11 protein-coding genes are annotated in these 13,793 nt (G+C 57.5%); 10 read left to right on the forward strand and 1 reads right to left on the reverse strand.

Annotated elements, in window-relative coordinates; translation table 11 throughout:
• Window positions 1-306: 306 nt before the first annotated feature.
• The 6 genes from U8U68_RS06315 (at window position 307) to U8U68_RS06340 (ending at window position 7,600) form a co-directional block, all read left to right on the forward strand.
• Complete coding sequence (locus tag U8U68_RS06315) at window positions 307-978, forward strand: acyltransferase (RefSeq protein ID WP_367575796.1); 672 nt, start codon at window positions 307-309, stop codon at window positions 976-978.
• A 46-nt stretch (window positions 979-1,024) separates the two neighbouring features.
• Window positions 1,025-3,160, forward strand: a complete 2,136-nt coding sequence (locus U8U68_RS06320) for an FtsW/RodA/SpoVE family cell cycle protein (protein ID WP_322199986.1) — start codon at window positions 1,025-1,027, stop codon at window positions 3,158-3,160.
• A complete protein-coding gene (locus U8U68_RS06325) occupies window positions 3,157-4,518 on the forward strand; it encodes a penicillin-binding transpeptidase domain-containing protein (RefSeq protein ID WP_322199987.1) in 1,362 nt (453 codons plus the stop codon). Before U8U68_RS06320 ends, U8U68_RS06325 begins: the two co-directional genes overlap by 4 nt.
• 118 nt (window positions 4,519-4,636) lie before the next feature.
• Complete coding sequence (locus tag U8U68_RS06330; protein WP_322199988.1) at window positions 4,637-5,596, forward strand: type I phosphomannose isomerase catalytic subunit; 960 nt, start codon at window positions 4,637-4,639, stop codon at window positions 5,594-5,596.
• Window positions 5,597-5,874: 278 nt separating this feature from the next.
• Entirely contained in the window at window positions 5,875-6,288 is a 414-nt protein-coding gene (locus U8U68_RS06335) for a cytidine deaminase (RefSeq protein WP_322199989.1), read from the forward strand.
• 4 nt (window positions 6,289-6,292) lie between these two features.
• On the forward strand, window positions 6,293-7,600 hold the full coding sequence (locus U8U68_RS06340; protein WP_322199990.1) for a pyrimidine-nucleoside phosphorylase: 1,308 nt from the start codon (window positions 6,293-6,295) through the stop codon (window positions 7,598-7,600).
• 192 nt (window positions 7,601-7,792) lie between these two features.
• On the opposite strand, the gene U8U68_RS06345 is transcribed toward U8U68_RS06340, so the two are convergent.
• A complete protein-coding gene (locus U8U68_RS06345; protein WP_322199991.1) occupies window positions 7,793-8,317 on the reverse strand; it encodes a peptidylprolyl isomerase in 525 nt (174 codons plus the stop codon).
• A 265-nt stretch (window positions 8,318-8,582) separates the two neighbouring features.
• Here U8U68_RS06345 and U8U68_RS06350 point away from each other — a divergent pair, with 265 nt between their 5' ends.
• The 4 genes from U8U68_RS06350 to murD all read left to right on the forward strand — a co-directional run bounded on the left by U8U68_RS06350 (window position 8,583) and on the right by murD (window position 13,698).
• Window positions 8,583-9,347: an exodeoxyribonuclease III gene (locus U8U68_RS06350; RefSeq protein ID WP_322199992.1), complete on the forward strand. Its 765-nt coding sequence runs from the start codon at window positions 8,583-8,585 to the stop codon at window positions 9,345-9,347.
• Window positions 9,344-10,072, forward strand: a complete 729-nt coding sequence (locus U8U68_RS06355; RefSeq protein WP_322199993.1) for an NAD-dependent protein deacylase — start codon at window positions 9,344-9,346, stop codon at window positions 10,070-10,072. Before U8U68_RS06350 ends, U8U68_RS06355 begins: the two co-directional genes overlap by 4 nt.
• A gap of 190 nt (window positions 10,073-10,262) precedes the next feature.
• Window positions 10,263-12,023: an ABC transporter ATP-binding protein gene (locus U8U68_RS06360; RefSeq protein WP_322199994.1), complete on the forward strand. Its 1,761-nt coding sequence runs from the start codon at window positions 10,263-10,265 to the stop codon at window positions 12,021-12,023.
• 301 nt (window positions 12,024-12,324) lie between these two features.
• Window positions 12,325-13,698, forward strand: a complete 1,374-nt coding sequence (gene murD / locus U8U68_RS06365) for a UDP-N-acetylmuramoyl-L-alanine--D-glutamate ligase (protein WP_322199995.1) — start codon at window positions 12,325-12,327, stop codon at window positions 13,696-13,698.
• Window positions 13,699-13,793 lie beyond the last annotated feature (95 nt).

A 13,793-nucleotide genomic window follows, 5' to 3' on the forward strand; every position in this document is an offset into this window, starting at 1 on the left:
CGCACAAAGATTGCGCGAGAGATGCGCGGTCAATTTTTTCGTCAGAGTGTACAGATTGAGTGTAGCCAATCTAGCGATTGACAAGCGAAAGCGGTGCGCTATGACGGAAAAAGTGCAAGCAAATCACGTGCAAAGGCCGTAGGCCGGTCTTTGTGCGGTGTTGCCTTAAGTTGGGACGTAGTCCCGGGGTGGCCTTTTCTATGGTTGACTTTATGGAAGGAATAGAAACAGGGCGGGACGGCGTTGGACCGGCGGGTGGTTCTGCCAACGCCCTCCGCCTATTTGTATTAAAAAAGGAGTTGTTGTATGATGTGTGAGATCACCCTTGCGACCAAAGATTTGTTCAACCTGGAGTACAGCGCCGCCGCCCCTTTGCTGGAAGGCTGCGCGTTCCCCTGGCAGGCGCTGGGAGAGATCGGGGCATTCATTCTGGCACTGGGCCCACAGCTGGGCGAGGACTATGAACTGAGGGGAGAGAACCTGTGGGTGCACAAGAGCGCCGTGATCTTCCCGAATCATTATATTTCCGGCCCCTGTGTCATTGGCCCGGAAACCCAGGTGCGGCCCGGGGCTTTTATCCGGGGCAACGCCCTGGTGGGGGCGGGCTGCGTGGTGGGAAACTCCACGGAATTAAAAAATGTTATTCTGTTTGATAAGGTCCAGGTTCCCCACTACAACTATGTGGGGGACTCCATCCTGGGCTACAAGGCCCACATGGGGGCAGGGGCGCTGACCTCTAACGTAAAGCAGGATAAGAGCCCGGTTACGGTTTTGGCGGGAGATAGGCGGGTAGAGACCGGACTGAAGAAATTTGGGGCGATTTTAGGCGACCTGGTAGAGGTGGGATGCAATACCGTGCTGAACCCCGGAACCGTGATAGGCCGGGGCAGCCGGGTGTATCCCCTGTCTATGGTGCGGGGCGCGGTGCCACCGGGAGCAATCTATAAACGAGCGGGAGAAGTGGCAGAGATCCGGTAGGCTCTGGGAAAACGGAAAGCCCCTAAAAGAACAAAGGAGAATGGGTTTGGAACAGTTTGAACATTTTTTGCAGTCAGGGTTTCTGCCCGCTGTACTGCTGATCATCCGCATGATTGTGCCATTTCTCGCCCTCTATGTATCTTGGCGCTGCTACACTTCTTTTAAGCGCGGCCAGCGCCGCCGGGACCCGGTGGTTATGCTGGTGGACGCGGCTTCGGGGGTCCAGTTTCCGGTACTGTACTGGGAAAACTCCATGGGCCGGGCCAAAAGCTGCGACATCTGCCTGCCAGATACAGCGGTCTCGCGAGACCACGCGGTGTTTATGCGCCGGGATGAGGGCTGGGTGGTATGCGACACCGGCTCTAAAGGCGGCGTCGCGGTAAATGGAAAAAAGATAAAGGATAAGAAGCTGGTGAACATTGGCGACCGGATGACCCTGGGGAACGTGACCCTTGTGCTGCAAAATTCTCCCCAGCCGCCGGAAAAAAAACGCCGGGCCTTTGCCGCTTTGCTGCGGGAGGCGGCCTCGCCCTTCAAGCTAATGTTCGTGGCCAGCCTGGTGCACATCCTCATGGCGCTCCAGGGCAGCGTAGCCACGGGAACATTTCAGCCCGCCGCCCTGCTGCCAGAGGCCGCCGTGCTTTTCATGGGCTGGGGGCTGTATGTTTACTCCATGGCCATTCAGCACAGGGTTAGCTTTGAGATCGAGACCGTGGCTTACCTGCTCTCGGGGATTGGCGTCAATCTGCTGGCTGCCTATGACCTGCACGGCGTTATTAGCCAGCTGGGGGCCATGTTCTTGGGCATAGTGCTGTTCTGCTTTCTCATCTGGTTTATGAATGATATGGACCGGGTGGCCAAGTACCGCCTGCCCATTGGTGTGGGGGCCCTGTGCCTGTTTGTGCTAAACCTGCTTATTGGTACCACCAGTTTTGGCTCACAGAACTGGATTTACATTGGCCCCATTAGTGTGCAGCCCTCTGAGTTTATTAAAATTGCCTTTGTCTTTGTGGGCACCTCTACGCTGGACAGGCTTCAGACGAAAAAAAATATTACCGAGTTCCTGGTGTTTACCGGGGCTTGTGTGGGGTTCCTGTTTCTAATGCGGGACCTGGGCACTGCGGTGATCTTCTTTGCAACCTTCCTAATTATTGCCTTTATGCGGTCGGGCAGCGTGCGCACCATTATTCTGATCCTGGCAGCCGCGGCCTTTGGAGTTTTTCTGGTGCTCACCTTTATGCCTTATGTAGCGGACCGGTTCAGCGCCTGGGGCCACGTGTGGGACGATCCCTATGACACAGGCCTGCAACAGACTCGGGTGCTGACCTTTTTGGCCAGCGGGGGGCTGTTTGGCATGGGGCTGGGCAAGGGGTATCTGGGAAACTATTTTGCCGCGGACAGCGACCTGGTGTTCGGTATGCTCTGCGAGGAGCAGGGTCTGCTGCTGGGCTTGATTGTGATTATGACCATTGCCCTGTTTACCCTGTACGCCCGCAGTGACGTGACCAGAAGCCGCTCCACCTTTTTTTCCATCGGGGCTTGCGCGGTGGCGGGAATGCTGCTGTTCCAGACCTGCCTGAACGTGTTTGGGGTAACAGATATTTTGCCCCTTACGGGCGTAACCCTTCCTTTTGTCAGCGCGGGGGGATCCAGTATGGCTTCAGTGTGGGGGCTGATGGCCTTTTTGAAAGCAGCGGACGAGCGTACCTACGCAGCCCGTCGGGCCGGAAAGCATGGGGACCGCCAGCCGGCGCCCCAGCCGCCCAGAACCCAGCCCAATCGCCAGCCAACGCCCCGGCCTCGGTACAAGATGGAGGCTGCGCCAGTGGAGGCCAGTGCTATGCAGGCGTCCACCGCAACACCCCGACTGGTGGGAGGCGTTCATATGGCTCATCCGCCGGTGGATTCCGCGCCGCCGGAGCCCCCTTTGTCCGGCGCGGAGTTCGAAGATTTCTACACCGCGCCCTTACCCCATGTGCCGGAAAGAGAAACGCCGCAGGTGGCGGGAGAACGCCCAGAGCCGGCGGAGGCGGGTTCTTCTTGGCAGAAGAAGCCGGAGGCCGGGGCCGCTGGGGCGGAGTTTGAGGACCTTTCTACAGGCGCGCATTCTATCCTGGGCGGCGCTCCGGAAAAGCCGGGCCCGTCGGAACCTAAAGAGAAAATGGAGGACATCTATTCATGAAAACTGTGGGGTTCCGCTCCTTTGCCCTTTATATTGTGTTGATCGCCTTTTTGGGCGGCGTGGGCTGGCTGCTGTACGGGGTGATCTTCCATGGCGGCCAATGGGCTATGCAGCCCTACAATGAACATATTTATGGCAGCGAGGCCGCCGCTGGTATGGGTAATATTGCCGACAGGGAAGGCGTCCTGCTGGCCTCCACTCAGGAGGGAAAGCGGATTTATAGCGAGAGTGAGGCCGCCCGCCGGGCCCTGCTGCACACAGTGGGAGACCCGGCAGGGTACATTAGTACCAGTGTGCAGTACACCATGCGTACCAAGCTTACTGGTTACAACCTGATTACAGGCCTAAACGAGACCTTCTTTAACCAGCTTGGCAACACCGTGAACTTGACCCTGGACCAGGACGCCTGTGTGGCGGCCTACAACGCCTTGAATGGCCACAACGGTGGGGCCATCTTCTACAATTATAAGACCGGGGACATTCTTTGCAAGGTAAGCGCACCTACCTTTGACCCAGAAAACCAGCCTGAGGATATTGAGGAAAATGACGCCTACAAAGGCGTTTACCTGGACAATACCTTGTCCGGCTCCTTTACTCCAGGGAGCATATTCAAGCTGGTCACCGCGGCGGCGGCAATGGAAGAGTGGCCGGATACCTGGAGCCAGCGCACTTATGAGTGCTGGGAGTCCGAGGAGATCGGCGGCAGTAATATAACCTGTATGGGTACCCACGGCGAACTGGATATGGCCGGGGCCCTGGGCAACTCCTGCAACCTGTACTTTGCCAAGCTGGCCAATGATCTGGGGGCTGGGGCCCTGCAAAAAAAGGCGGAGCAGATGGGTTTTAACCAGGCGCTGGAGTTTGGAAATATTGAGATTGCGGAGAGCGAGGCCAGGCTTTCCGGGGTCAGCTCCAACCAGCTGGGCTGGGCAGGGGTTGGCCAGTATACAGACCTATGCAACCCCTACCATATGATGGTTCTGATGGGAGCCATTGCCAATGGCGGCAGTTATACGCAGCCCCGGCTGACCCAGGGCATGGACCTGTTTGCGGGCTTAGCGCCTGGAGGCGGCCGCGACCTGGTGACAGAAGCCGAGGCAGTGCAGCTGAAATATATGATGCGAAACAATGTGGAAAACTACTACGGCGATTACCTGTTTCCCGAGGGAATGAACGTGTGCGCCAAGACAGGCACCGGCGAGGTGGGGGAAGAGAAAGCCCCCAACTGCTGGATGGTGGGATTTTGCGATAATAGCCGGTACCCTATTGCTTTTGCGGTGGTGGTAGAGGAATCCAATAGTAGTATCGAGAGCGCGGGCGGCGTTGTAGGCGCGGTGCTTAGGGAACTGGCGGGCTAAAAGAGAAACCAGCGCGGGCCGCCGGGAGAAGGCCTGTATGGGGCATACTCTGTGTTTTTTGTTTTTGAGATAGTTGTTTAATATTTATCACTTACTAATTATTTAGGAGGCACTTGCTATGAAGATCCAAAAACTTAGCCCAGCGTTTAAAGACTATCTTTGGGGCGGCACCAAGCTGCGCGACCTTTACCACAAGCCCTGCGATTTTGAAAAGGTGGCCGAGAGCTGGGAGCTTTCCACGCACCCCGCTGGACAGAGCAGAATTGTGGGCGGCGAATTCGACGGTATGGAGCTGGCCGGGTACTTTCGCAAAAACCCCCAGGTCTTGGGCAGCCGCTGTCAGGCCTTTGAAGATTTTCCCATTCTCATCAAGTTTATTGATGCAAAGCAAGCTCTGTCCATCCAGGTGCATCCCAGTGACGAGTATGCCCAGAGGGTAGAGCATGAGTACGGCAAAACTGAGATGTGGTATGTGATGGACTGTGAGCCCGGGGCTTTTCTGTACTTTGGGGTAAACCGGGAGGTGAGCCCAGAGGAGTTTCGGAAAAAGATTGAGGACAACACTGTGGAAGAGGTACTCAACCGAGTGGATGTACACCCGGGCGACGTTTTTTTTATTGAATCCGGTACCCTGCACGCCATTGGGGCGGGTATTATGATCTGCGAGATTCAACAGAACTCGAACTGTACCTACCGCGTGTACGACTATGGCCGGCTGGGGGCGGACGGAAAGCCCCGGGAGCTGCATGTGGAAAAGGCGCTGGCTGTATCCAAGCTGACGCCCTCTGACACAGCGGACCGGCAGGGCAAGGCCCAGGCTATTCCTGGGGGAAGCAGGGCCCGCTTGGCCAGCTGCAAATACTTTACGGTGGATAAGCTCCAGGTAGAGGAGCAGGTAAGCTGGCAGGTAGACGAAAGTTCTTTCCTTTCGCTGATCGCCATGGACGGCAGCGGACAGGTGAGCGGCGGGGAGAATACAGTGGAGTTCCAGCCCGGGGACAGTATTTTTGTGCCTGCTGGGGCCGGAACAATCACAATAGAGGGCCCATGCGTTCTGGCGGCAACATACCTGGAATAAAGGGAAGAACAAATGCCTTACTTTGCCGCGCTGTTATGGGAAGGGACAAGACCCTGGGGGCACTGAGTCTCAGCGGATTTCGTCTGCCGGCTCTGTGGGGTCAGAGCACGTCCCACTGGGGAGCTTCCCCGATTCGGCCGGCTCGGGCGGGGCCTCGCTGAAGCCCTTCGCCCCAAACCTTTTTTAGGAGACTGATGCCGGTTTGGCCGAAGCTCGTCCGCGCCTGGCGTTTCGTTCCCTTTGATCTTTATATCACAGTTTTATTGGAGGTGTCTTACATGGATCATGACTTTTTGATGGAACAGGCCCTTGCGGCCCGCCAGAACGCCTACTGCCCTTATTCTGGCTTTGCCGTGGGCGCGGCTCTGCTTTGTACCAACGGTACGGTGTATACGGGCTGCAACATTGAGTGCGCGTCCCTTTCCCCGGGAAATTGCGCGGAGCGTACCGCCATGTTTCGGGCTGTGGCAGATGGCCAGCGGCAGTTTACCGCTATCGCCGTGGCGGGCGGTCCGGCGGGAAAGGAGCCCAGTTCCTTCTGCGCCCCCTGTGGCGTCTGCCGCCAGGTCATGCGGGAGTTCTGCGCCCCAAACTTTGAGATCATCCTATACGACGGCAGAGAACAAAAGCGCATGACCCTGGAAGAACTGCTGCCCATGGCATTTGGCCCCGATAACCTAAAGGGGGTGTAGCGCCATGCGCATGGTGGACCTGATTTATAAAAAGCGCCAGGGGGGAGAGCTTTCCCAGGAAGAGATTGCCTGGTTTGTAGAGGCTGTTACCCAGGGTACTGTGCCCGACTACCAGATCTCAGCCCTGCTAATGGCCATTTTCTTCCAGGGCATGACCAGAGCGGAAACCGTGGGCCTGACCCTGGAGATGGCCCGGTCTGGGGATATGGCGGACCTATCGCCCATTCCAGGGGTAAAAGTGGACAAGCATTCCACTGGAGGCGTGGGGGATAAGACTTCCCTCATCGTGGGGCCAATAGCCGCGGCCTGCGGGGTAAAAATTGCAAAGATGAGCGGCCGGGGGTTGGGCCACACTGGCGGCACGGTAGACAAGCTGGAGAGCATCCCAGGCCTAAAAATGGACATCCCCCGGGACCGTTTTTTTGAGATTGTACGAGAAGCCGGCATTGCCCTGGTGGGGCAGTCCGGCAGCCTATGCCCAGCGGACAAAAAACTGTATGCGCTGCGAGACGTTACCTGCACGGTAGAGAGCCTCCCTCTGATCGCGGCCAGTGTCATGTCCAAAAAGCTGGCTTCTGGCGCAGACGGCATTCTTTTGGACGTAAAGGTGGGCAGCGGGGCCTTTATGAAAACCATTGATGAGGCTCGGGCGCTGGCCCAGCTGATGGTAGAGACCGGCGGCGGCGCGGGCCGGCGCACAGCGGCGCTGCTTACGGATATGGAAGCGCCTTTGGGCCGGCACATCGGCAACGCGTTGGAAGTGATAGAGGCCATAGAGGTGCTGCGGGGCCAGGGCGACCTTCGCTTGGCAGAGCTCTGCTATCAGCTGGCAGCGGGCATGGTCCGGCTGGCCCAGGAGGACATGAGCCGGGATCAGGCCCTAGAGAAGGTGCGGGGCGCTGTGAAGAGTGGCGCGGCCCTACTTACCCTAAAGAAGATGGTGGAGGCCCAGGGCGGCGACAGCGGCTATATTGAGGAGCCGGAGCGGTTTGTCCTTTCGTCCCAGCGGGCAGAGGCCCTCATGCCGGAGAGCGGCTATATTGCCCGGCTGGACGCACAGACCTGCGGGCTGGCGGCCATGGAATTGGGCGCGGGCCGGGAGACCAAGGAGAGCCAGATCGACTATGGGGCGGGCATAGTTTTGCTGAAAACCCAGGGCGAGTATGCGGAGAAGGGCCAGCCCATTGCCCGGCTTTACGCCAACAGCGAAGAGCGCTGCCAGGCTGGGCTTCGGCGGTTCCAGAAAGCTGTGAAGGTAACAAAAGAGAGGCCCCCGAAGAGGCCTCTGGTGTTGGAGCGGATTGGAATTTAGTTGTTTCTGGGGAAGAAAAGCTTTCTGCTGGCGGCCCCCTGATCCCCGCAAGGTACCTGCCTCACTTGCCGGTGGGGCCGAGTTCGAACGGTCCCCGCCGGAAATCTTCCTCCAAACCTTGACCGCGTTTGTTTTCCACTCTCTTGTGGCTATACGGTTTTGAAAGCGTCTATTGTAAGGAACCGCCCTGCCTTATCGTTCGGGGCCGGTGGTGGGTTCGGGGTACTCTTCGCCAAAGGTCTCTACCGTCACCTTTTCCATAATCTGGTCCTGGTCCGGGCGGTCGTCCCGGTCCCGGGGGGCGTTGACAATGGCCTGGGCCACTTCCTGACCTTCCGTTACCTTGCCGAAAGCCGCATACTGTCCGTCTAGATAGGCGGCGTCTGCCACCATAATGAAGAACTGGGATCCCGCGCTATCGGGCCGCTGAGACCGGGCCATGGAGATGACCCCAGTGGTATGCTTTAGGCTGTTCTCAAAGCCATTGGCGGAAAACTCTCCCTTGATGCCGTAGCCGGGACCGCCCATGCCGGTGCCCTCGGGGTCTCCGCCCTGAATCATGAAGCCGGGAATCACCCGGTGGAAAATGGTGCCGTCGTAAAAGCCCTTTTTCACCAAAGAGATGAAGTTATGTACTGTGTTGGGGGCTACGTCGGGGAAAAGCTCCACCTTGATAACGCCCTGGTTGGTTTCTATGGTAACGATGGGATTCTGCATGGTTCTACCTCCGAATCATAGTATTGAGGCGGGGATACTTCTCGCCCGCCCGTGCGGATAAGAAATTTTGAGGATGTATAGCAATAACCGCAAGTTGTATTGAAAATCCGCGGCGCAGATTTAGCTTTACTAAAATGCCCTTTGGACATTATAGCACAAATCCCCTACGCCGCATAGCCTCTATAGGAATAAAAGGACAAATTTATAGTTTGTTAACAATTTGCAGTGATAATAGATTAAAACAATCAGTAAAGGAAGATGGGAAATGAAGCTGGTTTCCTGGAATGTGAACGGCCTGCGGGCTTGTATGGGCAAAGATTTTATGGAAATGTTGGGCCAGGAAAACCCAGACGCGGTTTGCCTGCAAGAGACAAAAATGCAGCGGGAACAGGGGAATTTTCAGTTTCCGGGCTATCGTGAGTACTGGAACTCCGCCCAGCGCAAGGGATACTCGGGCACGGCGGTGTTTACAAAGATAGAGCCTCTTTCAGTAAGCTATGGGATTGGCGTCGAGGCTTTTGACCAGGAGGGGCGGCTTATTGCGGCGGAATACCAGGACTTTATCTTAGTGACAATCTACACCCCCAACGCTCAGCGAGAGTTGGAGCGCCTGGGCTTTCGCATGGAATTTGAGGACGTTCTGCGAGGGTATCTTGCAAAGCTGCGGGAGAAAAAGCCTGTGGTAGTGTGCGGAGACCTGAACGTGGCCCACAGGCCCATTGACCTAAAAAACGACAAAAGCAATATTGGCAACGCAGGCTATACCTATGAGGAGCGGGGCAAGTTTTGCCAGCTGCTGGGCAGCGGGTTTGTGGATACCTTCCGGTATTTTTACCCGGAAAAAGAGGCCTACTCCTGGTGGAGCTACCGGGCCAACGCCCGGGCCAATAACGTGGGGTGGCGCATCGACTATTTTTTGGCGGATGAGCGGCTGAAGGACGCCCTGACGGACGCGGCCATTCTGGACCAGTACACCGGCAGCGACCACTGTCCGGTCTGCCTGACGCTGAAAGAAGGCGGCTCTTTATGACAAAAACCCAACAGCTTAAGGATTGGCTGCGCAGCAGCCGGCACACCGTGTTCCTAGGAGGAGCGGGGGTTTCCACAGCCAGCGGTATCCCAGACTTCCGCAGCGCCCACGGGCTCTATATGCAGAAGAAGCAGGGCGTTTCTTACGAGGAGATGCTCTCGCACGACTACTATGTACGGCACACCCAGGAATTTTACGACTTTCTCCGCCACGTAATGTTGTATCCGGACGCCAAGCCCAACCCCGCCCACCTGGCCCTGGCCAAGCTGGAGAGGGAGGGCCTGCTGGAGGCGGTGGTCACCCAAAACATCGACGGCCTGCACCAGATGGCGGGCAGCAAAAACGTCATCGAGCTTCACGGCAATGAGGACCGGTACCTTTGCCAAAGCTGCGGCCGGCAGTATGACATGCGCTACGTGATGGACTGTGAAGGCGTGCCAAAATGCGCCTGTGGGGGACCGCTGAAGCCGGACGTGGTGCTGTATGGCGAACAGCTGAACCAGGGGGACCTGGCCCGTGCCATTGCCTACGCCGAAAACACGGAGCTGATGGTGGTGGGAGGCACCTCCCTGGTGGTGTATCCGGTGGCGGGGCTGGTGACGTATCTTTCCCCAGGGGCCAAGCTGGTGATTGTGAACCGGGACCCCACGCCCTATGACAATAGGGCGGACCTGTTGATCCGGGAGGACCTGGCCCGGGTGCTGGCCCAGGCGGCGGAGCTGTAAAAAGCCCGCGAGAGATTAAAGCGGTACTACATTGCCCCCGCCGGTGGACCCGCCAGCCCCTGCGACCAGACGGACAGGTTACCCAGTGGAAGCGTGGGGCTTTGTACGCCCCTGCGCTGGGGAAGAAAATTTGCAACGCCGCCGCATCCGTGGTATAATATGGAAAAACTATGAACTTGAGAGGTGCCCTATGGAGACAAGTCACAACAAACGCCCTAAGGGGTTGGTACGGCGGTTTTTGCCGTACTTTGGTAAGTACAAGGGCGTGCTGGTTTTCGACCTGTTCTGCGCCGCCCTGACCACCCTTTGCGAGCTGGTACTGCCCCTGCTGGTGCGCTTTGTCACCGATACGGGCATTAACGACCTGGCTGCCCTGACCCTGGAGCTGGTGTTGAAAATCGGTGTGCTGTACCTGTTCCTCTGCCTGGTGGACGCGGGCGCCACCTTTTTTCGGGCCTCCATCGGCCATATTATGGGCGCGAAGATGGAGACCGACATGCGCACAGACCTGTTTGCCCATCTGCAAAAGCTAAGCTTCCATTACTTCGACAACATGAAGGTGGGGCAGATTATGTCCCGCATCACCTCCGATTTGTTCGACGTCACCGAGTTCGCCCACCACTGCCCGGAGGAATTCTTTATGGCGGGCATTAAGATCATCGGCGCGTTCGCCATCCTCTGTGGGGTAAACGTGCCCCTTACCCTGATCGTCTTTTCCGTGGTGCCCTTTATGGTGCTGGCCGCCGCCTGGTTCAACTCGAAAATGCGCAGCCAGTTCCGCCAGCAGCGGGCCCAAATCGGCGAGATCAACGCCCAGGTGGAAGACAGCCTGCTGGGTGTGCGGGTGGTAAAATCCTTTGCCAACGAGGCGGTGGAGACCGAGAAGTTCGAGTCTGGCAACAAAAAGTTTTTCCACATCAAGCGGGGGCGCTATTTCCTGATGGGCGGCTTTGAGGCCACCAACCGTATGTTTGACGGGCTCATGCACTTTTTGGTGCTGCTGGCCGGGGCTATTTTCATGATGAAGGGCGGCATACGCCCAGCGGACCTGGTAGCCTATATGCTGTATGTAGGTACGCTGATTACCTCTGTGCGGCAGCTGGTGCAGTTTGCCGAGCAGTTTCAGCAGGGCATGACCGGTATCGAGCGGTTTTTCCAGATTATGGACGCGGACGTGGACATCTTCGACGAGCCTGGCGCCAAGCCCCTGCAAATAAAAGAGGGCGGCGTGCATTTTGAGCACGTAGGGTTTAGCTATGCGGACGACGGCAAGCAGGTGCTTTCTGAGGTGAACCTGGATGTGAAGCCCGGCCAGAACGTGGCTCTGGTGGGCCCTTCCGGCAGCGGAAAGACCACCCTGTGCAACCTGATTCCACGGTTCTACGACGTAACCGAAGGGCGGGTTCTTATTGATGGCCAGGATATTAAAAACGTGACGCTGCAATCCCTGCGGGAACAGATCGGCTTTGTGCAGCAGGATGTGTACCTGTTCTCCGGCACGGTGTTTGAGAATATCGAGTACGGCAAGCCCGGAGCCAGCCGGGAAGAGGTAGAGGCCGCCGCCCGCCAGGCCGGGGCCCATGAATTTATAACAGGGCTGTCAAATGGATATGATACTTACGTAGGTGAGCGGGGCGTAAAGCTTTCTGGCGGGCAGAAGCAGCGCATCAGCATAGCCCGGGCCTTTTTGAAGAACCCGCCTATTATGATTTTGGACGAGGCCACCAGCGCCCTGGATAACGAGAGCGAGAAGATCGTGCAAGAGTCCTTGGAAAAGCTCTCTAAGGGGCGCACGACCTTTACCATTGCCCACCGGCTTTCCACCATTCAGAACGCCACGGTGATTTTGGTGCTGACAGAGAAGGGGATCGAGGAAAAGGGCACCCATCAGGAGCTGATGGAAAAAGGCGGGGTGTACTACCACCTGTACAGCGCCTACGGAGAAAAGTAAGCAAAGGGAGTAAGGGTCAAGGGGACCTCTAGGGCGAGAAGCCCTGCCCTTTAAAGAGGGCGCGAACCCAAGAAAAGGTGGGTCCCCCAAAGCGCCCCCGTCCCACCAGAAAAAGCGGAAGCACCAGGTGAGCGCTGCCTAAAGCGGCGTTTTCCGGCAAAGTCGGAACAGCGGCCCGCCAGATGCCGCTAACGGCCAGAGGCCCCACCAGCCCGCCGCGAAGGCTTTCTCGCCCCAATCCCCACCACGCTCCGCGACGTATATTTCATAGGACTGATTTGGTCTACTCAGGAGGCAGGATATGGACAAAGAGCGATTTTTTCATGAAATGAGAGGCAAAAAGGTCACCTTTTGCGGCGTTGGCCGCAGCCACATGCCGCTAATTAGTATGTTTATCAGCTGCGGAGCGGCAGTCTCGGCTCGGGACCGCCGCTCCCTGGAGGAGCTGGGAGAAAATGGGCAGAGGCTTCGGGACCTGGGGGTGGCCCTGCGGCTGGGGCCTAGTTACCTACAGGGCGTGGAGGAAGAGGATGTGATCTTCCGCACACCAGGAATGCTCTTCCATTTGCCAGAGCTGGATGCTGCCCGCCAAAAGGGCCGGGTGGTTACCAGCGAGCTGGAGGTGTTCTTTGACCTATGCCCCTGCAAGACCTATACGGTTACCGGAAGTGACGGAAAAACTACTACCACCACCATTTTAGCCGAGTTTTTAAAGGCCCAGGGCAAAACCGTGCACCTTGGGGGGAACATCGGGAACCCCCTGCTGCCCGAGATCGGCTGCATAGCCCCTGGAGACTGTGTGGTGGCAGAGCTCTCCAGCTTTCAGCTGATCTCTATGCGCTACGGCCCCCAGGTGGCGGTGGTTACCAACCTGGCCCCCAACCACCTGGATGTGCACAAGGATATGGAAGAATATATTGACGCGAAAAAGAATATCTTCCTGCACCAGGGGGCTTTCAGCCGGACAGTGCTGAACCTAGACAATGAGATTACCGCTGGTTTTGCCCCAGAGGCGCGGGGCGACCGCTGGTTTTTTAGCCGTAAGCAGCGCCCGGACCGGGGCGTTTGGTGCGACGGGGAGGCCATCTATGTCAATGGCGAAAAGCTGATGGGCGTAAGTGAGATCCGGCTGCCAGGCTGGCACAACGTGGAAAACTACATGGCCGCCATTGCCGCCGCCTGGGGAGATGTGGACCCGGAAAACATGCGCCGGGTAGCCGGGGAATTCGCCGGGGTGGAGCACCGCATGGAGTTTGTACGGGAGCTGGACGGAGTAAAGTATTATAATGATTCCATCGCCAGCTCGCCCAGCCGGACCCTTTCGGGCACCCTGAGCTTTTATCAGAATAAAATTGTGCTGATCTGCGGGGGCTACGATAAGCACATTCCCTACGAGCCCATGGGGCCCGCCGTCTGCCAGAAGGTCAAGACCCTGGTGCTGATGGGGGACACGGGGCCGAAGATTGAGGCGGCGGTGAGGAAAACCCAGGATTACCAGGAGGGCGCACCGGAGATTCTGCACGCCAAGAATATGGAAGAGGCGGTGGCCCTGGCCCGGGGCGCGGCAAAGCCCGGGGACGTGGTGTCCCTGTCCCCGGCGTCCGCATCCTTTGATATGTACCCGGGCTTTGAGGCCAGAGGCAGGCACTTCAAGGAGCTGGTGAGGGGGCTGTAAATGTTATCTGGATATGGACGGGTTGATGTTTGACACCGGGCGGGGCGCAAGGTTATTATGGCACCGGACCTGTGGCAGCCGGACCAGGAGACCCT

The organism is Acutalibacter intestini (assembly GCF_034334985.1).
Lineage (GTDB): Bacteria > Bacillota > Clostridia > Oscillospirales > Acutalibacteraceae > Acutalibacter > Acutalibacter intestini.

Coding starts and splice junctions, on each gene's coding strand:
- murD (WP_322199995.1), top strand. CDS start 12,325: ATGGACAAAGAGCGATTTTTTCATGAAATGAGAGGCAAAAAGGTCACC.
- U8U68_RS06355 (WP_322199993.1), top strand. CDS start 9,344: ATGACAAAAACCCAACAGCTTAAGGATTGGCTGCGCAGCAGCCGGCAC.
- U8U68_RS06340 (WP_322199990.1), top strand. CDS start 6,293: ATGCGCATGGTGGACCTGATTTATAAAAAGCGCCAGGGGGGAGAGCTT.
- U8U68_RS06315 (WP_367575796.1), top strand. CDS start 307: ATGATGTGTGAGATCACCCTTGCGACCAAAGATTTGTTCAACCTGGAG.
- U8U68_RS06335 (WP_322199989.1), top strand. CDS start 5,875: ATGGATCATGACTTTTTGATGGAACAGGCCCTTGCGGCCCGCCAGAAC.
- U8U68_RS06325 (WP_322199987.1), top strand. CDS start 3,157: ATGAAAACTGTGGGGTTCCGCTCCTTTGCCCTTTATATTGTGTTGATC.
- U8U68_RS06360 (WP_322199994.1), top strand. CDS start 10,263: ATGGAGACAAGTCACAACAAACGCCCTAAGGGGTTGGTACGGCGGTTT.
- U8U68_RS06350 (WP_322199992.1), top strand. CDS start 8,583: ATGAAGCTGGTTTCCTGGAATGTGAACGGCCTGCGGGCTTGTATGGGC.
- U8U68_RS06345 (WP_322199991.1), bottom strand. CDS start 8,317: ATGCAGAATCCCATCGTTACCATAGAAACCAACCAGGGCGTTATCAAG.
- U8U68_RS06330 (WP_322199988.1), top strand. CDS start 4,637: ATGAAGATCCAAAAACTTAGCCCAGCGTTTAAAGACTATCTTTGGGGC.